At 66.7% G+C, this 24,848-nt stretch carries 23 protein-coding genes and 1 tRNA gene; 11 read left to right on the forward strand and 13 right to left on the reverse strand.

Features of this window, described 5'->3' with window-relative positions; all coding sequences use genetic code 11:
- Window positions 1-664: 664 nt before the first annotated feature.
- Window positions 665-1,003 (reverse strand): hypothetical protein, encoded by a 339-nt coding sequence (locus ASG43_RS22625; protein ID WP_156386570.1) that lies wholly within the window; start codon window positions 1,001-1,003, stop codon window positions 665-667.
- A 1,099-nt stretch (window positions 1,004-2,102) separates the two neighbouring features.
- Window positions 2,103-2,178: transfer RNA gene (locus ASG43_RS07570), tRNA-Ala, on the reverse strand.
- Window positions 2,179-2,307: 129 nt separating this feature from the next.
- Here ASG43_RS07570 and ASG43_RS07575 point away from each other — a divergent pair.
- Window positions 2,308-2,610, forward strand: coding sequence for a YggT family protein (locus ASG43_RS07575; RefSeq protein WP_056502627.1), 303 nt, complete (start codon window positions 2,308-2,310; stop codon window positions 2,608-2,610).
- A 40-nt stretch (window positions 2,611-2,650) separates the two neighbouring features.
- Window positions 2,651-2,989, forward strand: coding sequence for a DUF167 family protein (locus ASG43_RS07580; RefSeq protein ID WP_056502630.1), 339 nt, complete (start codon window positions 2,651-2,653; stop codon window positions 2,987-2,989).
- A 168-nt stretch (window positions 2,990-3,157) separates the two neighbouring features.
- Here ASG43_RS07580 and ppa read toward each other — a convergent pair whose 3' ends face one another.
- Window positions 3,158-3,700 (reverse strand): inorganic diphosphatase, encoded by a 543-nt coding sequence (gene ppa, locus ASG43_RS07585; protein ID WP_056502632.1) that lies wholly within the window; start codon window positions 3,698-3,700, stop codon window positions 3,158-3,160.
- Window positions 3,701-4,034: 334 nt separating this feature from the next.
- Between ppa and ASG43_RS07590 the strand changes: the two genes are divergently transcribed.
- Window positions 4,035-4,643, forward strand: a complete 609-nt coding sequence (locus tag ASG43_RS07590) for a DUF2585 domain-containing protein (protein WP_056502636.1) — start codon at window positions 4,035-4,037, stop codon at window positions 4,641-4,643.
- Between the two features lie 100 nt (window positions 4,644-4,743).
- On the opposite strand, the gene ASG43_RS07595 is transcribed toward ASG43_RS07590, so the two are convergent.
- The 3 genes from ASG43_RS07595 to ASG43_RS07605 all read right to left on the reverse strand — a co-directional run bounded on the left by ASG43_RS07595 (window position 4,744) and on the right by ASG43_RS07605 (window position 8,449).
- The gene (locus tag ASG43_RS07595; protein WP_056502640.1) at window positions 4,744-7,059 is read right to left on the reverse strand and encodes an FdhF/YdeP family oxidoreductase; all 2,316 of its coding nucleotides are present in this window, start codon (window positions 7,057-7,059) and stop codon (window positions 4,744-4,746) included.
- Window positions 7,060-7,365: 306 nt separating this feature from the next.
- Window positions 7,366-7,770 carry a type II toxin-antitoxin system PemK/MazF family toxin gene (locus tag ASG43_RS07600; RefSeq protein WP_056502643.1) on the reverse strand — a complete coding sequence of 135 codons (405 nt, stop codon included), beginning with the start codon at window positions 7,768-7,770 and terminating at the stop codon, window positions 7,366-7,368.
- A 103-nt stretch (window positions 7,771-7,873) separates the two neighbouring features.
- Window positions 7,874-8,449, reverse strand: a complete 576-nt coding sequence (locus tag ASG43_RS07605; RefSeq protein WP_244488017.1) for a L,D-transpeptidase family protein — start codon at window positions 8,447-8,449, stop codon at window positions 7,874-7,876.
- 92 nt (window positions 8,450-8,541) lie between these two features.
- Between ASG43_RS07605 and ASG43_RS07610 the strand changes: the two genes are divergently transcribed.
- Window positions 8,542-9,225 carry a response regulator transcription factor gene (locus ASG43_RS07610; RefSeq protein WP_056502648.1) on the forward strand — a complete coding sequence of 228 codons (684 nt, stop codon included), beginning with the start codon at window positions 8,542-8,544 and terminating at the stop codon, window positions 9,223-9,225.
- A 194-nt stretch (window positions 9,226-9,419) separates the two neighbouring features.
- Entirely contained in the window at window positions 9,420-9,881 is a 462-nt protein-coding gene (locus tag ASG43_RS07615) for a Crp/Fnr family transcriptional regulator (RefSeq protein ID WP_056502651.1), read from the forward strand.
- Between the two features lie 48 nt (window positions 9,882-9,929).
- Here ASG43_RS07615 and ASG43_RS07620 read toward each other — a convergent pair whose 3' ends face one another.
- The 7 genes from ASG43_RS07620 to ASG43_RS07650 form a co-directional block, all read right to left on the reverse strand.
- On the reverse strand, window positions 9,930-10,733 hold the full coding sequence (locus tag ASG43_RS07620) for an exodeoxyribonuclease III (protein ID WP_056502654.1): 804 nt from the start codon (window positions 10,731-10,733) through the stop codon (window positions 9,930-9,932).
- A 90-nt stretch (window positions 10,734-10,823) separates the two neighbouring features.
- Window positions 10,824-11,492, reverse strand: a complete 669-nt coding sequence (locus ASG43_RS07625; protein WP_056502777.1) for an outer membrane lipoprotein carrier protein LolA — start codon at window positions 11,490-11,492, stop codon at window positions 10,824-10,826.
- A gap of 211 nt (window positions 11,493-11,703) precedes the next feature.
- Entirely contained in the window at window positions 11,704-14,778 is a 3,075-nt protein-coding gene (locus ASG43_RS07630) for a DNA translocase FtsK (RefSeq protein WP_056502657.1), read from the reverse strand.
- Window positions 14,779-15,067: 289 nt separating this feature from the next.
- Window positions 15,068-16,495 carry an ammonium transporter gene (locus tag ASG43_RS07635; RefSeq protein WP_056502660.1) on the reverse strand — a complete coding sequence of 476 codons (1,428 nt, stop codon included), beginning with the start codon at window positions 16,493-16,495 and terminating at the stop codon, window positions 15,068-15,070.
- 17 nt (window positions 16,496-16,512) lie between these two features.
- A complete protein-coding gene (locus ASG43_RS07640; RefSeq protein ID WP_056502781.1) occupies window positions 16,513-16,851 on the reverse strand; it encodes a P-II family nitrogen regulator in 339 nt (112 codons plus the stop codon).
- Between the two features lie 249 nt (window positions 16,852-17,100).
- Complete coding sequence (gene tesB / locus ASG43_RS07645) at window positions 17,101-17,970, reverse strand: acyl-CoA thioesterase II (RefSeq protein WP_056502663.1); 870 nt, start codon at window positions 17,968-17,970, stop codon at window positions 17,101-17,103.
- 141 nt (window positions 17,971-18,111) lie between these two features.
- Entirely contained in the window at window positions 18,112-18,534 is a 423-nt protein-coding gene (locus ASG43_RS07650; protein ID WP_156386572.1) for a hypothetical protein, read from the reverse strand.
- A 229-nt stretch (window positions 18,535-18,763) separates the two neighbouring features.
- Between ASG43_RS07650 and ASG43_RS07655 the strand changes: the two genes are divergently transcribed.
- The 6 genes from ASG43_RS07655 (at window position 18,764) to cysD (ending at window position 24,848) form a co-directional block, all read left to right on the forward strand.
- The gene (locus tag ASG43_RS07655; protein ID WP_244488018.1) at window positions 18,764-20,017 is read left to right on the forward strand and encodes a ubiquinone biosynthesis hydroxylase; all 1,254 of its coding nucleotides are present in this window, start codon (window positions 18,764-18,766) and stop codon (window positions 20,015-20,017) included.
- 263 nt (window positions 20,018-20,280) lie between these two features.
- On the forward strand, window positions 20,281-20,649 hold the full coding sequence (locus tag ASG43_RS07660) for a DUF2849 domain-containing protein (protein WP_056502671.1): 369 nt from the start codon (window positions 20,281-20,283) through the stop codon (window positions 20,647-20,649).
- Between the two features lie 78 nt (window positions 20,650-20,727).
- A complete protein-coding gene (locus ASG43_RS07665) occupies window positions 20,728-22,419 on the forward strand; it encodes a nitrite/sulfite reductase (protein WP_056502673.1) in 1,692 nt (563 codons plus the stop codon).
- Window positions 22,416-22,925: a DUF934 domain-containing protein gene (locus ASG43_RS07670; RefSeq protein ID WP_056502677.1), complete on the forward strand. Its 510-nt coding sequence runs from the start codon at window positions 22,416-22,418 to the stop codon at window positions 22,923-22,925. Before ASG43_RS07665 ends, ASG43_RS07670 begins: the two co-directional genes overlap by 4 nt.
- Before the next feature lie 199 nt (window positions 22,926-23,124).
- Entirely contained in the window at window positions 23,125-23,949 is an 825-nt protein-coding gene (locus tag ASG43_RS07675) for a phosphoadenylyl-sulfate reductase (protein ID WP_056502681.1), read from the forward strand.
- A 5-nt stretch (window positions 23,950-23,954) separates the two neighbouring features.
- The gene (gene cysD, locus ASG43_RS07680; protein ID WP_056502682.1) at window positions 23,955-24,848 is read left to right on the forward strand and encodes a sulfate adenylyltransferase subunit CysD; all 894 of its coding nucleotides are present in this window, start codon (window positions 23,955-23,957) and stop codon (window positions 24,846-24,848) included.

Here is a 24,848-nt window from a genome sequence, read left to right on the forward strand (position 1 = left end):
GGAGAAAACTCGGAACTTGACCAAGGCCTGACCAGCCCAACATCGTCAAAGCCGGGTCAGTTCTTGATGGAAATCCTGGGTCAGCTCTCAGTGGAAATCAACAGACGGCACTTCTACCCAGTGGGTACGTCAGCGCAGAACGGCCGAATGGAAGAGGCGCTCTTCCCGCGCCGCAAGAGCATGTGGCGATCTCGCTCCACAATCTTCTGCGTTTGGGTCTCGTGGATCGCAGCCAGCTCAACCCCATCAGGTTTGATGTTGCGTGTCCAACGCCCCTAGGCCGAGCTTTCGTAAAAGCCTGCACTCTCCGTCCCGCGTATAAAGAGCAAGTTGAGTAGCCACAAAGCTGAGCTACAACGTCTCCATCTCATTTGCTTAAACGCTTGCATTACAAATCTCCCCACACTCTCTTCTAACTTGGCGTAAAGGATACCAGTGAGGGTCGCATGCAAATGGCTACGGGTGCCTTGAGTGGCTTGGGGCTCAAAACGGTACAGGCTCAGTCCTGCGCATCCTTTTTTACCAATCCGCGTGACGCCTTTACGCATGAGTAGGGCGTTCCGGGGCCTCTCATGTGAGCGACTGCATCGAGAACCGGGTAAGGGGGGCGGGGGAAAGTCGTTACCGCCCCCCGCGTACACGGTGTCTCGAATAATCCCATATCTTAGCCGGGCGGTGTTTCTTCGCGAATCAACGCTGGAGGTTCTGGTGCTGGCTGATCAACATTCGGATGCAGCACTATTGGCTTCGCCGCGTGGCGGCCTCGCCAGACCGTCAGCTTGTTCGGCATAGGGCGAAAGACGCGGATTTCGGCCTGCAATGTGTCTTGCTGCCTAGACCACGCATTGATCAGTTGCAGGTTCTCGGGCACGAGGAAATCAGCCAGTGCATTCATTTCAGCACAGACCTGGGCGCTTCCACTCTCGGCATCCCCGAGGATGTCGGAGAGCCGCTTCAGGTCGATATCCGGTTGGTCGCAAAGCCATTCGAATGCGTTGTCCAAGGTTCGCCAATCTACAAAGCGGAGCACAGTTGCAGGGTTAACGAGACGGGCCTCCGCCAACTTTGCTGATCTCGGTTTGTGGAGGATGAGGTGGCCTTGAAGCGGCCGATCACCAAAACGCTCTCGTACTCCTTGGAGGCCGCCCCTAGCTTCCTCCGCGCCCGCTTGTCGCCGGACCACAGTGAGATAGCCGCCGTCGCCCGCTGAGCGGTACAACTCGTTCGCTCGCTTCTGACTGAGGCTGGCGATTAGTAGCCGGACTACCCGATCGTGCTCTCGTGCTCGGGGGAGGAGGGCATCGGCAAAGGCAGTGAACTCAGCCACTTTCTCCCAGTTCGCCAGGAGGAAATCCTCGTGCGCCTTTCGGATACCACGGGCTTTCTCCTGTCGAAGGCCCTCACTTAGAACCCCGTCGTTGAAGTAATTGAATCCACAGCAGTGCCCAACGGCGTACAATTGCCCGGTTATTGGAGACCAGAGTAGGTGCCCTTTGATGTACTTTGGGAGCTTTGGACTACAGATCGGGCACTTCGCAAGGCCAACTCGTGGGATTAGACCCTCGGGAACCACGAAGTCTCGGAGCAAGACTTGGATATCCTCTCGGGGAGGGGGTTCGTGACAATGATACCGCCATGTATGGGGTTCGCCGTATCGGCTGAGATGCTTTAGGAAGTCAGGGATCAAATGCTCCGGGCGTGTGGAGAAGAGGGTCGCAAGCTGCGCTGACATTGGCCATTGCCTCAGAATCCGTTGAACTACATCATGTGCCTGCTACGCTATGGTACACTAGATATAGCAGAGGCGAGTCGTCCTGATTCCACAAGGGCAATCGATCGACTTTCACAGGAAAAAGAGCAACAGAGAACGTCTGGCCAACATCACCACGATGCAGGTGAACGCACCGAGTACAAAGAGCGAATCGATCTTGAGCAATTTAAACGGTGCTGGAAGGGCAGGGCGAGTGCTCGCGCAACTGGTTGATCCGCGTCAGCTAGCTCAAAACGCGTACTTCGGGAGGGTACGCAATCGGGTACGCAGACGATTGTCGCGCCAGCTTAACGCATTGTAAAAGCAAACATATATTCTTTAGAAAATCAGGTGGTGGAGCTGAGCGGGATCGAACCGCTGACCTCGTCATTGCGAACGACGCGCTCTCCCAACTGAGCTACAGCCCCGTCCACCTGTGGCACGGCTTGTAGGGCCGGGATCACCGGGCTGTCAAGCGGCGAGACGGCGAGATGCCTTGCGCGGCGGCGGGGGGGTGGTTACATCAGCCTCGTCAATCATCGGGATTCCGCCACGTCATGCTCGCCGTCGTCCAAGTCGTCCTGATCGTGCTCGATCTTCTCTGGTGGCTGGTGATCGCCTCGGCGGTTCTGTCCTGGCTCTATGCGTTCAACATCGTGAATGCCGGCAACCAGTTCGTCGATACGATCGGCAATTTCCTCTACCGCACCACCGAGCCGCTCTACCGGCCCATCCGCCGGGTGCTGCCCAATCTCGGCGGGCTCGACCTGTCGCCGCTGGTGCTCCTGCTCGGCATCATCTTCCTGCAGTCGCTGATCCAGCTCTACATCGTGCCCGCCATCTATCAGGCCGGCATCTGACGCGGCCGGGCCGGGCCGGTCCGTCGGCGCCCCGTTCGGCATGACCGACCGGCTCGACTTCGCCGAGAGCGTCGGGCCGATCCTGCGCCTTCATGTCCGCCTGACGCCGAAGAGCGGGGCGGATCGGATCGAGGGCGTCGGCGAGGTCGGGGGGAGCGGGCGCGTGCTGCTTGCCCGCGTCCGGGCGGCCCCGGAAAAGGGTCTCGCCAACGCCGCGCTTCTCCGGCTGATCGCGGAGGCGGCGGACTGGCCGAAATCGGCCCTGTCGCTCGACAAGGGCTCGAAATCCCGCGTCAAGGTGGTGGAGGTCTCGGGCGATCGCGCGCGGTTGGCCGAGGGTCTGGAGCGGCTTCGGCGCATCGGCGACGAGACGCGGTAAGGCATTCTAACCGACGCGGCTGTGTTCCGCCGGCATGGGGCCGGATCGGAGTAGCCGGAATGGGTGGGGCTTTGCCGTCTCGACATGGAAAAGCCGTCGAACGCGCCCGGCAAGAGCGTGTTCGACGGCCATGATCGTGTCAGCCTTCGCTAAGGCCGCGGCTCGGCGTCAGGCGCCCGTCTTGTCGCGGTCGGCGCGGTCGACGGCCTCGGTGATCAGGCGGCGGGCCATGGCGCTGTCGCCCCAGTCGCCGATCTTCACCCACTTGCCGGGCTCCAGATCCTTGTAGTGCTCGAAGAAGTGCGCGATCTGGTCGAGCGTGATCTGCGGCAGCTGGTTGTATTCGGTGACCGCCTCGTAGCGCAGCGTGAGATGCGGCGAGGGAACGGCGATGACCTTCTCGTCCTGGCCCTTGTTGTCCTCCATCACGAGGACGCCGATCGGCCGGCAGTTGATGACGCAGCCGGGAAAGAGCGGGCGCGTGTTCATGACGAGCACGTCGATCGGGTCGCCGTCGTCGGACAAGGTGTGCGGCACGAAGCCGTAATTTCCGGGATAGGTCATCGGCGTGTAGAGGAAGCGGTCGACGAAGAGCGCGCCGGCCTCCTTGTCCATCTCGTACTTGATGGGATGGCCGCCGATCGGGCACTCGATGATGACGTTGATGTCGTCGGGCGGGTTCTTGCCGCGGGGGATCGCGTCGATGCGCATGGGGTGACCTTCGGACTTCGGGTGCCTTTGTGCTGGGGCTTTTAGCCAATCGGTGCCGCCGGTGCAATCGAGGGGCGCTCGGCCGGACCCGCGGGGGTTAACGCGGACGGGACGGCAGCGGGGCGCGGCGCGGCCGGCGGCGGATCGGCGAGTTCCGGAGCGGACCGGCGCGGGGGCTTTCCTGAGCCGTGTCCTTGCCCGCGCACGGATGCGGCCCTTACAAGGATGCGCCGATCGGGGCCGGTGCCCCGGACCTCCCGCCGAGGTCTCGCGATGCCGCATGCGGCGAAGCCGGGGCCAAGAGTTCGGTCATCCTCCATCCCTGGGACACCGCATGAGCACCGCCGCTTCCCGATCCGACCCGCCGCCGCCCCCGGTCCGCAGCGGCCTTGCGCTTTGGCATGTCCTCCTCGCGGTCGGCCTCGTCGCGGCGACGGCGGCGATCCTCCTCGGCATGGGTCGGGTGCCGATTTGCGCCTGCGGGACGGTGAAGCTCTGGCACGGCGTGGTGGTGAGCTCGGAGAATTCTCAGCACCTCTCCGACTGGTACTCACCCTCCCACCTCATCCACGGCTTCCTGTTCTTCTTCGCCACGTGGCTTGCCATGCGCCGCCAGCTGCTCGGTCTGCGCCTGTGCGTTGCGATCATCGTGGAAGCGGCCTGGGAAATCCTGGAAAACACCGATGCGGTGATCCAGCGCTACCGGGAGGCGACGATCGCGCTCGACTATTACGGCGACAGCGTGATCAATTCGGTCAGCGATATCCTCTTCATGGGCCTCGGCTTCTTCCTCGCCGCCCGCCTGCCGGTCTGGCTGACGATCGCGATCGCGGTGTTCTTCGAGCTCTTCACGGGGTGGATGATCCGCGACAACCTCACGCTGAACGTCCTGATGCTCCTCTGGCCGCTCGACGCGGTGAAGGCCTGGCAGGGCGGCCCGTGAGACGGGGCGGGATCCGGAGTCCCGCCCCGTCTCACGGGAAAAGCCCGTCTTCCCGGCGGGGCGGCAGGGCGGTGCCTTTCCCCGGCGCCGACCGGACGGTTCAGGCCGCCACGTGCTTCAGGATCTCGACGGGGATCGATTTGGCGGCCGGCGTGTGCGCCTCCTTGTCGTGGTGCCAAAGCGGCATCAACGGATTCAACTCGGGATAATAACCGGCGACGGCGCCCGTCGGCAGGCTGAAGGAATGGATGCGGAACCCCTCCACGCGGCGGTCGATCCCGTCGTCGGCATGGGTGCGCACGTCCACCAGTTCCTGGTCCCGGAAGCCGAGGCGCTTCATGTCCTCCGCGTTCATCAGGATCACGCGGCGCGAGCCGGATATGCCGCGCAGCCGGTCGTCGAAACCGTAGATCGTCGTGTTGAACTGGTCGTTGGAGCGGATCGTGATCAGCGTCAGGATCGTCTTGCCGTCCACCTCGATGTCGGGATTGACGTCGAAACCGGTGGGCGTGAAGAAGTTCGCCTTCTTCGTCTCGGTCTCCCATTCCCGGCGACAGGCCGGGAGATCGCGGTGGAAGCCGCCGGGCTGCAGGAAGCGCGCGTTGAAATCCTTGAAATACTGCGGATAGGCGCGCTCGATCGCATCGCGCACCTTGGAATAGTCGCCGACCCAATCGTCCCACGGCACGGTGGAGCGGCCGGGAACGGTCGCCTTGGCGAGTTCGGCGACGATCTTGGGTTCCGACAACAACTCGGGGCTCGCCGGCGGGCGCCAGCCGATCGAGCCGTGGATGCAGGCGGTGGAATCCTCGATCGAGACATGCTGCTTGCCGCTGGCCTGCACGTCCTCCTCGATGCGGCCGAGGCAGGGCAGGAGATAGGTCACCTCGCCGGGCAGGAGGTGGTTGCGGTTCAGCTTCGTCGCGATCTGGACGGACAGACGCATGGTCGTCCAGGCCGCCTCCATCCGATCGGTCTCGGGAATGGCGCGGATGAAATTGCCGCCGAGCGCGAGAAAGGCCTTTACCGATCCGTCGAGGATGCCCTCGCACGCCTCGACCGTGTCGAGCCCCTTCTCTCGCGGCGGCTCGAACCCGTAGAACTCGGCGAATTTATCGAGAGGCGCGAGCTCCGGCTTCTCCGTGATGCCGACCGTGCGCTGCCCCTGCACGTTCGAGTGGCCGCGGATCGGCGAGATGCCCGCTCCGGGACGGCCGATATTGCCGCGCATGAGAAGAAGGTTGCAGAGCATCTGGACGTTCTGCGTGCCGTGCCGGTGCTGGGTGAGGCCCATGCCGTAATTGGCGATGACGGCTTTCGCCTGCGCATAGGTGCGGCCGACGCCTTCGAGATCGCTGCGGGCGAGACCCGAGCAGCGTTCGATCTCGCTCCAGTCGTGCGAGCGCACGAAGGCCTCGAAGTCCTCGAAGCCATGGCCGTGCTCGGCGATGAAGTCGATGTCGAGGACCCGCGCCCGTCCCGCCTCCTTCGCGGCGTCGTCGAGCGCGAAGACGGCCTTGGCGATGCCGGTCATGGCGGCGAGATCGCCGCCGATCTTCACCTGGAAGTAATCGCTCGACATCTTCACGCCCTCGTCGGGGGAGAGCATCTCGGTCGGCGACTGCGGATCCTTGAAGCGGACGAGGCCGCGTTCCCGAATCGGATTGAAGGTCACGACGGGCACGCCCCGTTTGCGCGCGTCGTGGACTTGATGAAGGAGGCGCGGCGCGTTCGTCCCGGTGTTGTGGCCGAAGAAGAACATCATGTCGCAGGCGTCGAAGTCTTCGATCTGCACCGTGCCGACGGGCGAGCCGATGGATTTCGGCAGGCCGACGGACGTGGATTCATGGCACATGTTCGAGGAGTCCGGCAGGTTCGCGCTGCCGTAGATGCGCGCGAAGAGCTGCCACATGTGCGACGTTTCGAGCGAGGCGCGGCCCGACGTGTAGAAGACGACGCTTTTGGGATCCAGCGCGTTCAACTCGCGGCCGATCTCGGCGAAGGCGTCGGTCCAGGTCACCGGCACATACTGGTCGAGCGAGCGGTCGTAGCGCAGCGGCGTCGTGAGGCGGCCTTCCTTCTCCAGCGCGTGATCGCTCCAGGTCCGAAGCTCCGCGAGCTTGTGCCGTGCGAAGAACGCCCGGTCGCAGCGCTTCTTGGTGACCTCCCAGACCGTCGCCTTCGCGCCGTTCTCGCAGAATTCGGCCAGATGCGGCTCGGCGGGCTTGGCCCAGGAGCAGGAGACGCAGGCATAGCCGTCCGCCTTGTTCTGCTTGGTCAGCATCTGCAGCATCGTGTTGACGGCAAGACCCTCCGCGAGCGTCTTCTCCGTCACCGACTTCAACGAACCCCAGCCGCCGCTCGGATGGTCGTAGGGCTCGACGGTGACGAGCGGTTCGGTCTCGCTGCGGTCCATGGCGGTCTCCTGGCATGCGGCCGCCTCGGGTCCATTCGATCCCGCCAGCCACGCATGGCAAACGAGAGCACGCACTAGGTGTTCCCGCCCGCGTTGAAGAGGTTCGCCCGTGCTGTCGTTGCCGAGGTTGCGATGAGTTCCCGAGAACGACCTTGGTCGAAACACAAAACCCCGCCTTGCGGCGGGGTTTCGGGACCATGTGACACTCTCTAGGCTCATCGAAGCTTGTCATCGCCCGATGATGAGCCTGCCCAGCAAGCTAGGTCTTAAAGCCCGATAGACGGGTTACAACCACAAGGTAGTTCATCATTCGCTTTTTAACAAGGCGCCGAAACCAAGACCGTGCAGGACGCCGGCTCTTACGCGCTTGAGATCATCGTCCGTCATGTCGGGCGTTTCCCACAGGCGGCGTCCGACTTTGAAGCCGTTCAACCGATGCGTTCCGACATTGGCGACCAGATCGCACTTGGCCCAGCACGGCAGATCGTCCTCTTCGCTCGGATGATAGTTCTTCGAAAGCCGTACCACGTAAGGCTCTCCATGGCGTGGTGCGGTCAAACTGATGGGCACGATCGTCACAAGGCCGCTTCGATGCGGCAGGCGCGGCGTGATGACGACAACCGGCCTCACCTTGCAGATTTCGGGTTCGACGAAACCATGAAAGTCGCAGACGAGCACGGTGCCGGAATGTGGATGGAAGTTGATCGGCATAAAGACTCGCTGATGCAATCTGAGAGAGTATAGAGAGCCGTCTTGGATTTGAACAGTTCGCCTCGCCGACCGCCGCCGCTTGCGGCCTGAGCGTTCCGGTTGCTCAGCGGCAAACGGCCAGGGAAGCGCCCGGCCTGAGGAATGGCGCCAGGCGCCGGATGTCGCGGGCCGCCAGGGCGACGCAACCTTCGGTCGGGGCGTAGCCGGGCTTGGCGACGTGGAAGAAGATGGCGCTGCCGCACCCGCGGCGGCGCGAGCGGATATTCCAGTCGAGGACGACGACGAGGTCGTAGAGGGGATCGGGTCGGCGGATGGTCTCGTGGCTGGCGGCGAAGGGCAGGCGCACCGGGCGATTGTAGGCGGGATGCGTCGGAGCGTCGCACCAGCCGAGATCGTGGCGCGGACGACTCGTGGGAAGGGCGAGGCGCAGTCCGGCGATGCCCTGGGCCGGCTGGTAGGCGTGGAGAAGGCGCATCGTGGCGACGGGCGTCGCGCCGTCGCCTTCCCGCTTGAAAGCGCTCGTTCCGCCGCGCCCCAACGCACAGCGCAGACGCAGCGGCCCGGCCTGGAGAATCCCCCGTCGCCCGTCGCCCGGCGCTCGGCGAACGACGATCGCGGCTTTCGTCGATCCACGAGGAGAAAAGCGCCGGCTGCGGGGCGTTCTGGGCATGACGGCCATGAAATCGGACCTATCTTGATTCACGAATTGTTACAAATACAGCCAGCCAACGGGCGAATCGACGTCGCCGGCCCGCCGATGAAAGCCAGATCATGAGCGCACGCAGCATCCTCATCGTGGACGACGACGCGGACCTCAGGGAGACGCTGGCCGAGCAGCTGTCGCTTCACGAGGAGTTTACGGTCTCCCAGGAGCCGACGGCGACCAAGGGCATCGCCGCGGCGCGGGCCGGGCTCATCGATCTCGTGGTCATGGATGTCGGCCTTCCCGACATGGACGGACGCGAGGGCGTGAAGATCCTGCGCAAGTCCGGGTTCAAGGCCCCCATCATCATCCTCACCGGCCAGGACACGGATGCCGATACGATTCTCGGCCTCGAGGCCGGGGCCAACGACTACGTGACGAAGCCCTTCCGCTTCGCCGTGCTTCTCGCGCGCATCCGGGCGCAGCTTCGGCAGCACGAGCAGAGCGAGGACGCCACGTTCCAGGTCGGTCCCTACATCTTCAAGCCCAGCCAGAAGATTCTCCTCGACGATCGCGGCGGCAAGATCCGGCTCACCGAAAAGGAGACGGCGATCATCCGTTACCTCTACCGGGCCGATCGCAAGGTGATCACCCGCGACGTGCTCCTGGAAGAGGTCTGGGGCTACAATTCCGGCGTTACGACGCACACGCTGGAAACCCATGTCTACCGCCTGCGCCAGAAGATCGAGCCGGACCCGTCCAACGCGCGCCTCATCGTGACGGAATCGGGCGGCTACAAGCTGGTGCCCTGATTCCGGAGCGGACAAGGTTCCGCTCCGTTCGACGGGATCGGGGCATGGACAAGCATTCCGCCGGGTGGTTATCCAAAGCTTTCCTGAAATCGATGACGTCGCGGTTTTCTCCGGGCGCACTCGCAGCTATAGCTGGCGTCACAGGCGTGTGAGCCCGGTTCGGGGAGAACCGCGAGGGGGAGTGGCGGGACGCGATGAGCCTTGAAAGCGACATCGCCGTTCTCAAGCGTGTCCCTCTCTTCGCCGAGCTCGACGGCGATCAGCTTAGACTTCTCGCCTTCGGCGCGGAGCACCGTCGCCTGCGGCAGGGCGAAACGCTGTTTCGCCTGGGCGCGCGCGCCGATGCCGGTTTCGTCGTGATCGACGGCGAGATCGCCCTGACGTCCGGTCAGCCCGGGCGCGAGCGGACGGTCGGCGCCTACGGGGCGGGAACGGTGCTCGGCGAGATGGCGCTCCTGACCGAAACGCGGCGGCCCGTGACGGCGACGGCGGCATCCGATTGCGACGTGCTGCGCATCACCCGCACGCTGTTCCGCCGCATGCTGGAGGAATATCCCGAGATCGCGTTCTCGCTTCACCAGCGGATCGCCGGCGAGCTCGCCCGGATGACGGACGAGATCCTGGCGCTGGAGGAGCGGTTCGGCAAAGGCCCCTGAAAAGAGGCCCCGCCCGCGGGGTGTCCGCCTCGGCCGTCGTTCGCGCGATCAGAGATCCAGGGTCACCAGCACCGGCACGTGATCGGAGGGGCGCTCCCAGTCGCGGGCGTCCTTCAAAACCTGAAGGCCGGAGAGATGCGGCACCAGATCGGGCGAGCCCCAGACGTGATCGAGACGCCGGCCCTTGTCGGCGGCGCGCCAGTCCTTCGAGCGATAGCTCCACCAGGTGTAGAGCTTCTCGTGCGCACCGAGCTGCGAGCGCATCAGATCGACCCAGCCGCCGTCCGTCATGGCCCGGACGAGGCCTTCGGTCTCGATCGGCGTGTGCGAGACGATCTTGAGGAGCTGCTTGTGCGACCAGACGTCGGATTCCAGCGGCGCGATGTTGAGATCGCCGACGAGGATCGCGGAGGCGCCCGGCTCGGCCGTCGCCGAGACGCCGCGCATCGCTTCGATGAAATCGAGCTTGTGGGCGAATTTCGGATTGATCGCGCGGTCGGGCTCGTCGCCGCCGGCCGGCACGTAGACGTTGTGCAGCCGGATGCGGCGCTCGCCGACATGGAGGCGCACCGACTGGTGCCGGGCGTGGCCGACCTCCCCGAAATCGCGCGTCTCCTCGTCCTCGAAGGGATGACGCGAGAGGATGGCGACGCCGTGATAGCCCTTCTGCCCGTGCACCGCCTGATGGACGTAGCCGAGCGCCCGCAGCGACTCGCCGGGGAAGAGCTCGTTCGGACATTTCGTTTCCTGGAGGCAGAGCACGTCCGGCGCGTGGTCGGACAGGAAGCTTTCCACGATCGGCAGGCGCAGGCGCACCGAATTGATGTTCCAGGTGGCGACGGTGAAGGGCATGGCGGCGTCCGGCGGGCAGGAGGAGCGCCCTTATGAAAGGCGCCCCGACCGCTGGCAAGGGAGGCGCCGCGGAGCGGGGCCTCGTGGCCGCTACTTCTTGCCGGTCTGGCCGAGCGAGATCGCGGTGTAGGGGATCTTGAACATGCCGGGATCGAGCTTCACGCCGGCCCGGATGCCGTCGACGATCACCGTCGTGTCGCGCCCGTCATTGTCCTTGATCGTCCACTGGCGGAGATCGAAGGTCGCAGTGTCGAAGAGCATGGTGATCTCGGAATTGCCGAAGACCGACTTGTCGCCCATGACGATGGTGGTGACGTCGGGCTCTTCCTTGACCGAGCGGATGCTGGCCGAGGAGAGGTCGATCCGCTCGCCGAGCAGAAGCTTCAGCGGCGTCTTCGACAGGGGATAGAGATCCCAGGTGTTGAGCTTGCGGTTGTTGATCGCGACCTGATCGCCGTCGGCGATGACGCGGAGCGGCGTGCCGGAATAGTCGAAGCGGATGTTGCCGGGCCGCTCGATGTAGAACTTGCCCTCGGTGGTCTTCCCGTTTGGATCGAACTGGATGAAGCTGCCGGTCATCGTCCGGATGTCGGAGAAATGGGCGGCGATCTCGCGGGCCTTGGCGGTGGCCTCGGCGCGGACGGGCGTCGCGGAGAGCCCGGCCAGCGGCACGGCGAGGGGCAGCGCGAAGGCCGCGCCGAGGAGGGCTGCGCGAAGGGTCCGGATGTGTCGAGCGCTGCGGCCGGCATTGGCGGTCATGAGATTCCTCTTGGACATGTTCGGCGTCCCAGCCGTCGGGAGGTCGGGCGCCCGGGCCTTGCGACAGGGCGCGTCGCCCCGGAACGGGCGGACGCTTCGGTCGTTTGCCGCGGCCGGGCGTGAGGGCCGCTGCATCGGTCACATCGTGACGATCCGGTTTGGCCGCAATGGGGCGCCGCCCCTCGAAGGACGCGGGACCGGCGAGCGCCGGTCAGGCACGCTCCTCCTCCATCGGCACGAGGATCTCGCGCTTGCCGGCATGGTTGGCCGGGCCGACGATGCCCTCCTTCTCCATGCGCTCGATGATCGAGGCCGCCCGGTTGTAGCCGATCTGCAGGCGACGCTGGACATAGGAGGTGGAGGCCTTGCCGTCGCGAAGGACGACCGCGACCGCCTGGTCGTAGAGATCGGCCGATTCCTCCAGCCCGGAGACATCGTCGCCGCCGCCGCCGCCCTTGCCCCCGGAGGCGGGCGCCGCGCCCTCCTCGTCCTCTTCCTCGAGGATCGCGTCGAGATAGTCGGGCGTGCCTTGGGCCTTCAGATGCTTCACGATCTCCTCGACCTCGGCATCGTCGACGAAGGGGCCGTGGACGCGCTGGATGCGCCCGCCGCCGGCCATGAAGAGCATGTCGCCCATGCCCAGGAGCTGCTCGGCGCCCTGTTCCTGGAGAATGGTGCGGCTGTCGATCTTCGAGGTCACCTGGAAGGAGATGCGGGTCGGGAAGTTCGCCTTGATCGTGCCGGTGATGACGTCGACCGAGGGGCGCTGCGTCGCCATGACGACGTGGATGCCGGCCGCGCGGGCCATCTGCGCGAGGCGCTGGACCGTGCCTTCGATTTCCTTGCCGGCCACCATCATGAGGTCGGCCATCTCGTCGATGATGACGACGATGTAGGGAAGCGGCGCGAGGTCGAACTCCTCGCATTCGAAGATCGGCTCGCCGGTCTCGCGGTCGAAGCCGGTCTGGACCGTGCGCGAGATCGACTCGCCCTTCTCGATGGCGCTGGCGACGCGGGCGTTGAAGCCGTCGATGTTGCGAACGCCCACCTTCGACATCTTGCGATAGCGGTCCTCCATTTCGCGGACCGTCCATTTCAGGGCGACGACCGCCTTCTTCGGATCGGTGACGACGGGGGAGAGGAGATGCGGGATGCCGTCGTAGATCGAAAGTTCCAGCATCTTCGGGTCGATCATGATCATCCGGCATTCCGCCGGCGTCATGCGGAAGAGGAGCGAGAGGATCATCGTGTTGATCGAGACCGACTTGCCCGAGCCGGTCGTGCCGGCGACGAGAAGATGCGGCATCTTGGCGAGATCGGCGATGACGGGTTCGCCGCCGATCGTCTTGCCGAGAGCGAGCGCGAGCTTGCTCTTGTTCTGCTGGAACGTGTCGGAGGCGATCATCTCGCGGAAGTAGACGGTCTCGCGGCGCTGGTTCGGCAGTTCGATGCCGATGGCGTTCTTGCCGGGGATCACGGCGACGCGGGCGGCGATGGCCGACATCGAGCGGGCGATGTCGTCGGCAAGGCCGATGACGCGCGAGGACTTGATGCCGGGGGCGGGCTCCAGTTCGTAGAGCGTGACGACCGGGCCCGGGCGGACCTCAATGATCTCGCCCTTCACGCCGAAATCGTCGAGCACGCCTTCCAGAAGCCGCGCGTTCTCCTGGAGAATCTCGGGCGAGAGGGTCTGATCCTTCGAACGGGCCTTGGGCAGCGACAGGAGCTCGACCGGGGGCAGTTCGAAGGGAAGGGGCGCGAGGTGGCGAAGCGGGGCCGTGGCGGCGGCCTGTCCGCGCGCTGCGCTGCGCGCGGGCGCCGGGGACGCTGCGGCCGGCACGACGCGAGCCTCGGCGCCGCGGGCGGCCTCGCCGGCGGCGGGGCGGGCCGGGGCCGAGCGGGCCTCCGGGTTGCGCGGCGCGGCGCGGGGTTCTGCGCGAGGGCCGGGACGAACGGCATCCGCAGCCTCGGCCTTGGCGCGCTTCTTGCCGGGAAACGCGACGATGTTGGCGGCGAGGCCGCGCCAGCCGCCGGCCGCTTCCTCGATGGGTGCGCGGGCCGGATCGAGCGGTTCGGCCGGCTCGATCCGGTCGTCCTCGGCATAAGGCGGCTCGACGGAGTCGGCGCGCTCGTCGTCGGACGGCTCGTCGCGGTCGTCCGCCTCGACGACGGCGTCGTGCCCGTGCGCCCGCCCGTCGTCGAACCCGTCCTCATCCTCTTCGTCCACGACGGGCGCGGCGCGGCGGGCGGTGGCGTCGAAGCGGAACGTGTCCGGTCGGTCGCGGCGCGGACGGCCGACGTCGATCTCGTCCTCGTCCTCGGCCAGGGGATCGACGAAGCCCTGCGGCTGGTAGGGGGCCGTCACACGGATCTGGCGCTGCGTCTCGCGCGGGGCGGGCGGGGCGTCCTCGACCTCCGCCTCGTCGCTCCAGGTGTCGAAGCGATCGCCGAATTCGGCCGGTTCGTGGCGCGCCGTCGCCCGGGCGGAGCGGCGGCGATCGACCGCGGCGCGCGCCGAATAGAGGCCGTGCTGGACGGCGCCGAAGAGAAGGGCGAAGCGGCCCTCGCCCGGTTCCTCGTCCTCTTCGTCCTCCACGATCGACGGCCGGGTCGAGCCGGAGAGGCGGGCCGCGCCGGCGCGGTCCTTCGAGAGCATCGGAACGGAGCCACGGTCGACGAGGGCGGCGCCCGACAGGAAGAGCCAGCCGGCGGGAAGGGCGATCGTCGCGCCGAGAACGAGCGCGGTGATGCCGTCGGGAAAGCTGCCGGTGGCCAGCGCGGGGAATTTCAGGACGAGATCGCCGGCGACGCCGCCCAGGCCGATCGGGAGCGGCCAGCCCGCGGGCGCGCCGATGCAGCCGATGGCGCCGGAGGCGAGCACGATGCCGGCGAGCGCGAACCAGGCGCGGCGGCCGACGCGGTCGACCTCGCGGCCGGTGGCGAGCAAGACGCCCCAGATGGCGGGAAGGGCGACGACGAGAACGGCGCCGAGGCCGAAGATCTGCAGCGCGAGATCGGCGACGACGGCCCCGGCGGCTCCGGCGAAATTCTCGACGGGATTGCCGTTGGACTGGCTGAGGGAAGGATCGGTGACGGTCCAGGTGGAGAAGGCGAGCGCGAGCCAGGCGGAAAAGCCGATCAGCGCGACGGCGATCGCGATCTGGACCTGCCGTCCCACGAAGCTGCCCGGCTCGGCCTGCGCCACCGCCGCTGGCGCCTTGGCGCGTCCTTCGCCGCGCGGATCGCTCCGCCTGCCGCCCTCAGTTCCGATCGTCGTCGATGCCATGGGATGCCTGCCCTGTCTTCTCTCGTCCCGCCCGCCTGGGACGACGCCTGGGGCGGACCATAGAGACGGTCGGTTAAAGGTCGTTTAACCCTAAGAGATCCTTCATGGAGCGAGGGGCCTGCCGCCCGACGGCACGCCGGACCCGCCCCTTCGAACGAGGAAAGGGGACGGCGATCGCTCGCCGTCCCCTTTCCTCGTTCGTGTCGTGTCGATCCCGGCTTGGCCGGTTTCGGGTCGCCCGTTCCGGGGCCGGTCGGCTGCGGCGCGCGGGGGCGCCGCTGCCTTGGACTCAGGAGTGGTAGGCCGCTTCGCCGTGATAGGTGATGTCGAGGCCTTCGCGCTCGGCTTCCACGGTCGGACGCAGGCCGACGATGAGATCGACGATCTTGAAGAGGATCGCCGAGCCGATGCCGGACCACAGGACCGTGACGGCGACGCCCTTCAGCTGCGCCATCACCTGCGTCGCCGTGCCCGCATAGGAGGCGGCGAAATCGGCGGTGGAATAATCGACGATGCCGGCACCGCCGAGGGCGGGATTGACGAGGATGCCCGTCCCGATGGCGCCGAGAATGCCGCCGACGCCATGGATGCCGAAGACGTCGAGCGAGTCGTCGTAGCCGAACTTGTTCTTCACGACGTCCACGAAGAAGTAGCAGACGGCCGAGACGACGAAGCCGAGCACGATCGCGCCCATCGGGCCGACGAAGCCCGCCGCCGGAGTGACGGCGACGAGGCCGGCCACCGCGCCGGACGCCGCGCCCAGCATCGAGGCCTTGCCGCGAACGAGGGTTTCGACGAGGAGCCAGGAGATGACCGCGCCGGCCGTGGCGAGGAAGGTGTTGATCATGGCGAGAGCCGCATAGCCGTTCGCCTCGAGGTTGGAACCGGCGTTGAAGCCGAACCAGCCGACCCAGAGCATGGACGCGCCGACCATGGTGAGCGTCATGGAATGGGGCGCCATGACGTCCTTCTTGTAGCCGATGCGCTTGCCGATCATCAGCGCGCCGACGAGGCCCGCGATGCCGGCATTGATGTGAACGACCGTGCCGCCGGCGAAATCGATCGCGCCGAAGGAGAAGATCAGGCCCGACGGATCGGCATAGGCGCTCGGCCCGCCCCAGAACCAGACCATGTGCGCGATCGGGAAGTAGACGAAGGTCACCCAGAGGATGGTGAAGAGGACGACCGCCGAGAACTTCACGCGTTCGGCGAAGGCGCCGACGATGAGCGCCGGCGTGATGCAGGCGAAGGTCATCTGGAAGCAGACGAAGACCAGCTCCGGAATGGCGACGCCCTTCGAGAAGCTTTCCGACAGCGTCGTCGTGTCGACGCCCGCGAGGAACATCTTGGACAGGCCGCCGACGAAGGCGTTGCCCGGCGTGAAGGCGAGGCTGTAGCCGTAGGTCACCCAGATGATCATCACGACGGCCGTGATGGTGAAGGTCTGCATCAGGACCGAGAGCATGTTCTTGGCGCGCACGAGGCCGCCGTAGAAGAGGCCGAGGCCGGGCAGCGTCATGAAGAGGACGAGGATCGTCGAGATCAGCATCCAGGTCGTGTCGCCCTTGTCGACCGTCATGGCCGGAGCGGCCGCGACCGCTTCCGTGGCGGCGGCGACGCCGGCAGGCGCGGCGGGGGCCGCTTCCTGGGCGAAGGCCGCCGTGGCGGCGAGGCCCGCCAGGATCGCGGCCGAAGTGAGAATCTTGCCGAAGCGCATCGTGAAGAGGTCCTTTCTTACAGGGCGTTCGTGTCGATTTCGCCGGTGCGAATGCGCACGGCGGAATCGATGCCGAAGACGAAGATCTTGCCGTCGCCGATCTGGCCGGTCTTGGCGGCGGAGGTGATCGCTTCGACCGCCCGGTCGACGAGATCGGTCGGCACGGCGACTTCGACCTTCAGCTTGGGCAGGAAGCTCACGGCGTATTCGGTGCCGCGATAGATCTCGGTGTGGCCCTTCTGCCGCCCGTATCCCTTCACCTCGGTGACGGTCAGGCCCTGGATGCCGACGGCCGTCAGGGCTTCGCGAACCTCGTCCAGCTTGAAGGGCTTGATGATGGCCATCACGATTTTCATGTGCACCTCGAATCGATCTGCGGCGGGGAGGCGGCGGAGCGCCGTTCGGCCGAGCCAGGGTTCCACCCCGGCCGGATGCCGGAGCGGTGACTGTCCCTCCCTATCCAAGGTCCGTGCCAATTGACGGCCGCTGCCGATTTTTCGCCGCAATGCCGCCCGCTGCTGGCGAAAACGACGCCGCTGGCCTGCGCATTGCTCGCCCAAAACTCCGGCAGATGCCGAAATTGTCGGCTTGTGCCTGTTTTTTCGTCAGGCTTTGGCGCGCCGTGGTCGGATCAGGCCCTCCTGGGCGACCGAGGCGACGAGGCGGCCCTCGAGATCGAAGAGCGAACCGCGGGTGAGGCCCCGCGCGCCGGTGGAGCTCGGACTGTCCTGGGCATAGAGCAACCAGTCCGAGACGCGCGGCCGGCGGTGGAACCACATGGAATGGTCGAGGCTGGCGGCCTGGATGCGGGGATCGAAGACCGAGAGACCGTGCGCGAAAAGCGCCGTGTCGAGCAGCGTCATGTCGGAGAGATACGCGAGCACGGCCGCGTTGAGCGCGGGATCGTCGCCGATCTCGGAGACGACGCGCACCCAGATCTCCTGCAGCGGCGGCAGCTTTTCGGCGGTCAGGTAATGCTCGAACGCGATCGGCCGGAACTCGACCGGGCGCGGACGGTCCCAATAGCGGCGCACCGCTTCCGGAGCCTTGGCGAGGATCGTGTCGCGCAACTCCTCCGCGCCCGGCAGACGGTCGGGGGTCGGCACGTCGGGCATGGTGGCCTGGTGGTCGAGGCCTTCCTCCGCGACCTGGAACGAGGCCGAGAGGGCGAAGATCGCCTGGCCGTGCTGCACCGCGAGGACGCGGCGCGTGGTGAAGGAGCCGCCGTCGCGGATGCGATCGACCTCGTAGACGATCGGCACCTTGGGATCGCCCGCTCTCAGGAAGTAGGAGTGCAGCGAATGGACCCCGCGCTCGATCGGAACCGTGCGCTGCGCCGCGACGAGGGCCTGGGCCACGACCTGTCCGCCGAACACGCGCTGCCAACTCGTGTCCGGGCTCGTGCCGCGAAAGAGGTTTTCCTCGATCCGCTCGAGGTCGAGCGTCTCCAGGAGCTTGCGAACGCTGTCTTCCATGGTCCTGTGCTCCGTTGCGCCGCGGCGACGGCGCCGCGACCTGCCGGTTTCACCGGGTCGAAGAGCCACGTCAAGCCGGGGCGGGCGAGCCTCTTGGCCCTGTCCGCAGAAGGTCCGTCCTGCCGCCGGGACGGGTTCGGCTCATCGGCAGACGGCCTGCGTGCTCGCCCGGGTCTGTTCCGCCGCGGCGTTCCAGCGCGCGGCCCGTTCGTCCGAACAGGCCAAAACGCTCGTCGCCGTCTGCTCGTAGACGGCGACGAGCGCGTCGCTCGCAAGGCAGAAGCCCATCGTGTCGCCGCTCCCGGCCGCGTCGTCGATCTCCGCGATCGCCTGTTGAACGGCGCCGCGTCCGTCGGCCTCGATCCAATCGGCAGCAAGGCATGCGGATGTTTCGGCGGCCGGCTCCTCGGCCCGCCCGATGCCGCGTGAACCCGCCAAAAGCGCCAGGGCCAGCAGCACGGCCGGCAGCGAGCCGGCGCCGGACGGGAAGCGCGCCCTGGCTATCGGCACAGGACCGGCCAGATGGGAGCCGGTCGGGCGGGGGCATGGTCGGATCGCGATCATGGCCGAACCTAACGGGCCGGCCGGCACCGAGCGATGCCGAACGTGACAGGATCGCGCCGGTCGCCGCGCCATCGCGCAGCGGCATTTCGGCCTCGGCCGCGAGCTTGCGCGTCTTCGCGTTGCCCGGACCCCCGCACGGGCCTATATCCTGCAGCGCGGAACGAGGATGGCACGGCGAACGACCAGGGGCCGACGGCCGTTCCGGATTGCGCGAAGGCAGGAGAACGACTTGGGCTTGACCGACGCCGCGCGGACGCCGCGCCAGGATATCGTGATCGCAGGCGCAGGCTATGTCGGCCTGTCCGTCGCCGTCGCCATCAAGGATGCCGCGCCGGAGCTTTCGGTCATCGTGGTCGACGCGGCGCCCGACGGCGCCTGGCGCCGCGACATGCGGGCATCCGCCATCGCAGCGGCGGCGAGCCGCATGCTCGACCGGCTCGGCGTCTGGTCCGCGATCCGGTCGCAGGCGCAGCCGATCAACGAGATGATCGTGACGGACTCCAAGACGTCCGAGCCTGTCCGTCCGGTCTTCCTCACCTTCGGCGGCTCCGTCGAAGGCCGGGGCGGGTCCGAGCCCTTCGCGCACATGGTCGCCAACACCGTCCTCAACGGGGCGCTGCGCGAGCGGGCCGAGGCGCTCGGGATCGCCATCCGATCCGGCACGGCGGTCACCGCCATCGACGAGGTGCCGGGCGCCATGCGTGTGACGCTCGCCGGCGGCGAGGCGCTGGAGGCGCGGCTGCTCGTGGCTTGCGACGGCGTGACGTCGGCAATCCGGGGCATGGCCGGCATCCGCACGGTCCACAAGGATTACGGTCAGATGGGGATCGTCGCGACCGTCGCGCACGAGCGCCCGCACGAGGGCCGGGCGGAGGAGCACTTCCTGCCGGGCGGGCCCTTCGCGATCCTGCCGCTGATGGGCAACCGCTCGTCGCTCGTCTGGACCGAGCCGAAGCGCGAGGCGGACCGGCTGATGGCGGCCGACGAGATGCTGTTCGAACTCGAACTCGAACAGCGCTTCGGCCACAAGCTCGGTCAACTGACGCTGGAAGGCGGGCGCCGGGCCTTTCCGCTCGGGCTCACGATCGCTCGCGACTTCGTGAAGCCGCGGCTGGCCTTGGCCGGCGATGCCGCGCACGGCATCCATCCGATCGCCGGGCAGGGCCTCAATCTGGGCTTCAAGGATGCCGCGGCGCTCGCCGAGACGGTGGTGGAAGCCGCGCGGCTCGGCCAGGACATCGGCGCGCTCGACGTTCTCCAGACCTATCAGCGCTGGCGGCGCTTCGACACGGTGCAGATGGGCGTCACCACCGATCTCCTGAACCGCCTCTTCTCCAACGACAACGCGCTGCTGCGGGGCGTGCGCTCCTTCGGCTTGTCGGTCGTCGACCGCCTGCCGCCCGTCAAGGACATGTTCATCGCACAGGCGGCGGGCACGGTGCGCGGGCCTCAGCCACGGTTGCTGGCGGGCGAGGCGATCTGACGGGCCCTCTCGCGTCGCGGTGGCGAACGGCGAGACCGAGGAGCGGCGGCGGGATCGCCGGGCAGATCTCGGAGATCCCCGCAAACGCGTCGTCGCATCGAAGACGGGCGCGGTTTTCCCAGGTTTCGGGCAAAATCTTCTCCAGACGTCCCGCAAGTGGGAATAGGTTACGCCGCAACTTCGACGAGGTCCGGCTATTGAGAGGGTGACAGAACCTCGGCGGCCGGCCGCCGGGGCGCTCTTGGCATGGGAAGGACAGCGGCATGGCGAACGAGGCGAAGGCGGGACCGAAGGCGTCCCCGAAGAGCAAGGGGCCGCAGCTTCCCGTCATCCTGTCGGCCAACGATCTTCTCGAAGGGGATGTCGTGTTTCTCGGCGCGGAGGGATGGACGCGCGATCCGGCCAAGGCCATGGTCGCCGACGAGCCGAACGCGGCTGCCGAGCTCGAGGCGCGCGCGGCCGTCGCGGTCAAGGCGAACGTGGTGGTCGATGCCTATCTCGTTCCCGTCGAGATCCTGCCCAGCGGTCTGGCCGCGGCCCGTCATTTCCGCGAGCTGATCCGCCAGCGCGGACCTTCGGTCCATCCCGCCTACGGCAAGGAAGCCGAGTTCAACAACGATTACGGGCGCTGATCGCCCGGTCCCATCGCAGGCCCGCGGCCCGTTCCAGGTTCCTGGCGAGGTCGGCGACGTTCGAAAGGCACTTGCGCCATGTACCGTTACGATGAATTCGACGAGCAGTTCGTCCGCGACCGCGTTGCCCAGTTCCGCCATCAGGTGGAACGTCGGCTCGACGGCTCCTTGTCCGACGACGAGTTCAAGCCGCTGCGCCTGAAGAACGGGCTCTATCTCCAGCTCCACGCCTATATGCTGCGCGTCGCGGTGCCCTACGGCACGTTGAACGCCAAGCAGCTGCGCACGCTCGCCCATATCGCCGACACCTACGACCGCGGCTATGCGCATTTCACGACGCGCCAGAACCTTCAGTTCAACTGGCCGAAGCTGAAGGACGTGCCGGCGATCCTGGATCTTCTGGCCGATGTCGAGATGCATTGCATCCAGACGTCGGGCAACTGCATCCGCAATGTCACGGCCGACCAGTTTTCCGGCGTCGCCGCGGACGAGGTCGAGGATCCCCGCCCGACGGCCGAGCTGATCCGCCAATGGTCGAGCCTCCACCCGGAATTCTCCTGGCTGCCGCGCAAGTTCAAGATCGCGGTGACGGGGGCCGAGCACGACCGGGCGGCGATCCTCGTCCATGACATCGGGCTCAAGGTGAAGCGCGGTCCGGCCGGGGAAACCGGCTACGAGGTCGTCGTCGGCGGCGGTCTGGGGCGCACGCCGATGGTCGGCAAGATCGTGCGCGACTTCCTGCCCAAGGACGAGCTGCTCGCCTATCTCGAAGCGATCATGCGCGTCTACAATGCCGAAGGCCGGCGCGACAACAAGTACAAGGCGCGCGTGAAGATCCTCGTCCACGAGGTCGGCACGGAAGAGTTCACCCGCCGCGTCGAGGCCGAATATGCCGCGCTGAACGGCCCGACGATCAACGCGCCCGAAGCCGAGCTGGAGCGGATCGCGGCCTATTTCGCGGGGCCGGCCTACGAGAGGCTGCCGGAGGCTTCGCAGGCGCTGGCGACGGCCCGGAAGGCCGATCCCGCGCTTGACCGCTTCGTCGAGCAGAACGGGTTCGCCCACAAGGTGCCCGGCTACATCGCGCTGACGGTCTCGCTGAAGCCGATCGGCGGGATTCCCGGCGACATGTCGTCGGACGAGATGCGCGCCTTCGCCGAGATCGTCGAGCGCTATTCCTCCGACGAATTCCGCGTGACGCACGCGCAGAACCTCGTCCTCCCCTATGTGCGGCAGGACGACGTGCCGGCGGTCTTCGAGGCCTTGAAGGCGGCGGGGCTGGCCACGGCCAATGCCGGAATGATCACCGACATCATCGCCTGCCCCGGCCTCGACTATTGCGCGCTCGCGACGGCGCGCTCGATCGGCGTGGCGCAGGAGATCTCGAACACGTTTGGCGACGAGGCGCGCCAGCGCGAGATCGGGCCGCTGCAGATCAAGATCTCCGGCTGCATCAACGCCTGCGGCCATCACCATGTCGGCCATATCGGGATTCTCGGGCTGGAGAAGTCCGGCGTCGAGAACTACCAGATCACGGTCGGCGGGGATGCCACGGAGCACGCGGCGCTCGGCGAGCGGCTCGGCCCCGGCATCGACGGCGAGGACGTTCCCGGCGCGATCGAGGCGATCGTCGGCGTCTACATGAAGGAGCGCCAGAACGGCGAAGAGTTCATCCAGACCGTTCGCCGCGCCGGGCTCGAACCCTTCAAGGCCGGCTTCCAGGCCTATGTCGCCGACAAGACCGGCCAGCCCGCGGGAGAGGTCGCATGACGCTGCTCGTCACCGATGCCGGGGAGAAGGCCGACGTCTTCACGCCCGTCGAGGACATCGCGGACCTGTCGCTCGCCTCCGGTCCCGTGCTCGTGCCGCTGACGGTCATCGACCAGGCGATCGAGGACCGGCGCAACACACCGCTCGGCCTCAGCGTCTCCAACGACACGCCGGTCTGCGCGCTTCGCTCCTATTTCGAAAAGGTCGAGCTGATCTCGATCGCGTTTCCATCCTTCTCGGACGGGCGCGGCCTGTCGCTCGCCAAGCGCATCCGGCGCGAGGGTTTCACGGGAACGCTGCGCGCGGCGGGGCCGCTGATCGCGGACCAGTTCGCCGAGGCGCTCGCCTGCGGGTTCGACGAGGTGCTGCTGCCCGATGCCATGGCGGCACGCCAGCCCCTGCCGCAATGGATGGAAGCCAAGGAGATCGTCCACGGCCAGTACCAGTCCGGGTACGGCGAGGGCGAGAGCATCTTGCAGAAGCGGTTGAAGGCGCGGGCGGGGTAGGGCTCCCTTCGCAGGGTCGAGCGAGGCGCCCCCCTCCGCCTGCCGGCGTCTCCCGCTCTCAGGGGGGAGATCAGGCTTGTCGCGACCGATCGAGCTGCCGATCTCTCCCCGTGAGGGGGAGATGTCCGGCAGGACAAAGGGGGGGTGCCTCGCACCGCCCTTCTTCACATTTCACACCCCTCCAAAGCGAGGTCCCGACATGACCGACGCCCTTCAGACCCTTGCCGCCGAACTCGACGTCGCCTTCCGCACGCTGGCGCCCGGCGACCGCCTGGCGCTTCTGGCCGAACGCGTGCCCGGCAAGACGGTCTTCACCACGAGCCTCGGGATCGAGGACCAGATGCTCACGCATTTGATCTTCTCGCGGAAGCTGCCGATCGAGGTGAAGACGCTCGATACGGGCCGGCTCTTTCCGGAAAGCTACACGCTCTGGCGCGAGACGGAAGAGACATACGGCAAGCGCATCAAGGCGATGTATCCGAAGGCCGAGGCGCTCGAAGAGCTCGTCAACGACCAGGGCATCGATGCGTTCTATTATGCGCCGGAGTTCCGCAAGGCCTGCTGCGGCGTTCGCAAGGTCGAGCCGCTCGGCCGCGCGCTCGCCGGTGCCGCGGGCTGGGTGACCGGCCTCCGGCGCGACCAGTCGGCCAACCGCGAGACGATGGAATTCGTCGGCTTCGATGCCGCCCGCGGCCTCATCAAGGCCAACCCGCTCTTCGACTGGACGCGGGAGGAGATCCGCGTCTTCACGGAAGAAGAGCACGTTCCGGTCAATCCGCTGCACGCGCAGAACTTCCTCTCCATCGGCTGCGCGCCGTGCACGCGCGCCCTGAAGCCCGGCGAGCCCGAGCGCGCCGGACGCTGGTGGTGGGAGGAGGAGACGATGCGCGAATGCGGTCTCCACGTGGAAGCCGACGGGCGCGTGGTGCGCGCCAAGGATCTGGTGCCCGGCACCCAACATGGCGACGCCGCGTTCGAGCGGCTCAGCGCCGGCGACAGCGTTCCGAAAGGACCCGCAGCTTGAAGCACATGACCCATCTGCAGCGGCTCGAGGCCGAGTCGATCTTCATCATCCGGGAGGTCGCGGCGACCGCCGAGAACCCGGTGATGCTCTATTCGATCGGCAAGGATTCGGCGGTGATGCTGCATCTGGCGCTGAAGGCCTTCGCGCCGGGCAAGCTGCCCTTCCCGCTTCTCCATGTCGACACGACGTGGAAGTTCCGCGAGATGTACGAGCATCGCGACGCCTTGCCGGCGAAGCTCGGTGTGGACCTCATCGTCCACATCAACCAGGACGGCATCGCGCGCGGCATCAATCCCTTCTCCGCCGGCTCCCGAGTCCACACGGACGTGATGAAGACGGAGGGGCTGAAGCAGGCGCTGGAGAAGTACAAGTTCGACGCGGCCTTCGGCGGCGCGCGGCGCGACGAGGAGAAGAGCCGCGCCAAGGAGCGCGTCTTCTCGCTGCGTTCGGCCGAGCATCGCTGGGACGCCAAGAACCAGCGGCCCGAGCCCTGGCGCCTCTTCAACACCCGCAAGCGCATCGGCGAGAGCTTCCGCGTGTTTCCGCTGTCCAATTGGACCGAAGCGGATGTCTGGGACTACATCGCGCTCGAAGGCATCGAGGTCGTGCCGCTCTACTTCGCCAAGCCGCGCCCGGTCCTCGTGCGCGACGGCACGCTGATCATGCGCGACGACGAGCGGATGAAGCTCCTGCCCGGCGAGGTCGTCGAGAGTCGGGTCGTGCGCTTCCGCACGCTCGGCGACTATCCGCTGACGGGCGCGGTCCCCTCCACCGCCGCGACGCTCCCCGAGATCATCGCCGAGATGCGCGGCAGCCGCTCCTCCGAGCGCGAAGGCCGCGTCATCGACAAGGACGGCGGCGCCTCGATGGAAGAGAAGAAGCAGGAAGGCTATTTCTGA

The organism is Aureimonas sp. Leaf454, from assembly GCF_001424685.1.
Lineage (GTDB): Bacteria > Pseudomonadota > Alphaproteobacteria > Rhizobiales > Rhizobiaceae > Plantimonas.

Coding starts and splice junctions, on each gene's coding strand:
- ASG43_RS07590 (WP_056502636.1), top strand. CDS start 4,035: ATGAGCACCGCCGCTTCCCGATCCGACCCGCCGCCGCCCCCGGTCCGC.
- ASG43_RS07610 (WP_056502648.1), top strand. CDS start 8,542: ATGAGCGCACGCAGCATCCTCATCGTGGACGACGACGCGGACCTCAGG.
- ASG43_RS07615 (WP_056502651.1), top strand. CDS start 9,420: ATGAGCCTTGAAAGCGACATCGCCGTTCTCAAGCGTGTCCCTCTCTTC.
- ASG43_RS07650 (WP_156386572.1), bottom strand. CDS start 18,534: ATGATCGCGATCCGACCATGCCCCCGCCCGACCGGCTCCCATCTGGCC.
- ASG43_RS07600 (WP_056502643.1), bottom strand. CDS start 7,770: ATGCCGATCAACTTCCATCCACATTCCGGCACCGTGCTCGTCTGCGAC.
- ASG43_RS07605 (WP_244488017.1), bottom strand. CDS start 8,449: ATGGCCGTCATGCCCAGAACGCCCCGCAGCCGGCGCTTTTCTCCTCGT.
- ASG43_RS07620 (WP_056502654.1), bottom strand. CDS start 10,733: ATGCCCTTCACCGTCGCCACCTGGAACATCAATTCGGTGCGCCTGCGC.
- ppa (WP_056502632.1), bottom strand. CDS start 3,700: ATGCGCATCGACGCGATCCCCCGCGGCAAGAACCCGCCCGACGACATC.
- cysD (WP_056502682.1), top strand. CDS start 23,955: ATGACCCATCTGCAGCGGCTCGAGGCCGAGTCGATCTTCATCATCCGG.
- ASG43_RS07640 (WP_056502781.1), bottom strand. CDS start 16,851: ATGAAAATCGTGATGGCCATCATCAAGCCCTTCAAGCTGGACGAGGTT.
- ASG43_RS07625 (WP_056502777.1), bottom strand. CDS start 11,492: ATGACCGCCAATGCCGGCCGCAGCGCTCGACACATCCGGACCCTTCGC.
- tesB (WP_056502663.1), bottom strand. CDS start 17,970: ATGGAAGACAGCGTTCGCAAGCTCCTGGAGACGCTCGACCTCGAGCGG.
- ASG43_RS07670 (WP_056502677.1), top strand. CDS start 22,416: ATGACGCTGCTCGTCACCGATGCCGGGGAGAAGGCCGACGTCTTCACG.
- ASG43_RS07575 (WP_056502627.1), top strand. CDS start 2,308: ATGCTCGCCGTCGTCCAAGTCGTCCTGATCGTGCTCGATCTTCTCTGG.
- ASG43_RS07580 (WP_056502630.1), top strand. CDS start 2,651: ATGACCGACCGGCTCGACTTCGCCGAGAGCGTCGGGCCGATCCTGCGC.
- ASG43_RS07665 (WP_056502673.1), top strand. CDS start 20,728: ATGTACCGTTACGATGAATTCGACGAGCAGTTCGTCCGCGACCGCGTT.
- ASG43_RS07635 (WP_056502660.1), bottom strand. CDS start 16,495: ATGCGCTTCGGCAAGATTCTCACTTCGGCCGCGATCCTGGCGGGCCTC.
- ASG43_RS07660 (WP_056502671.1), top strand. CDS start 20,281: ATGGCGAACGAGGCGAAGGCGGGACCGAAGGCGTCCCCGAAGAGCAAG.
- ASG43_RS07630 (WP_056502657.1), bottom strand. CDS start 14,778: ATGGCATCGACGACGATCGGAACTGAGGGCGGCAGGCGGAGCGATCCG.
- ASG43_RS07675 (WP_056502681.1), top strand. CDS start 23,125: ATGACCGACGCCCTTCAGACCCTTGCCGCCGAACTCGACGTCGCCTTC.
- ASG43_RS07595 (WP_056502640.1), bottom strand. CDS start 7,059: ATGGACCGCAGCGAGACCGAACCGCTCGTCACCGTCGAGCCCTACGAC.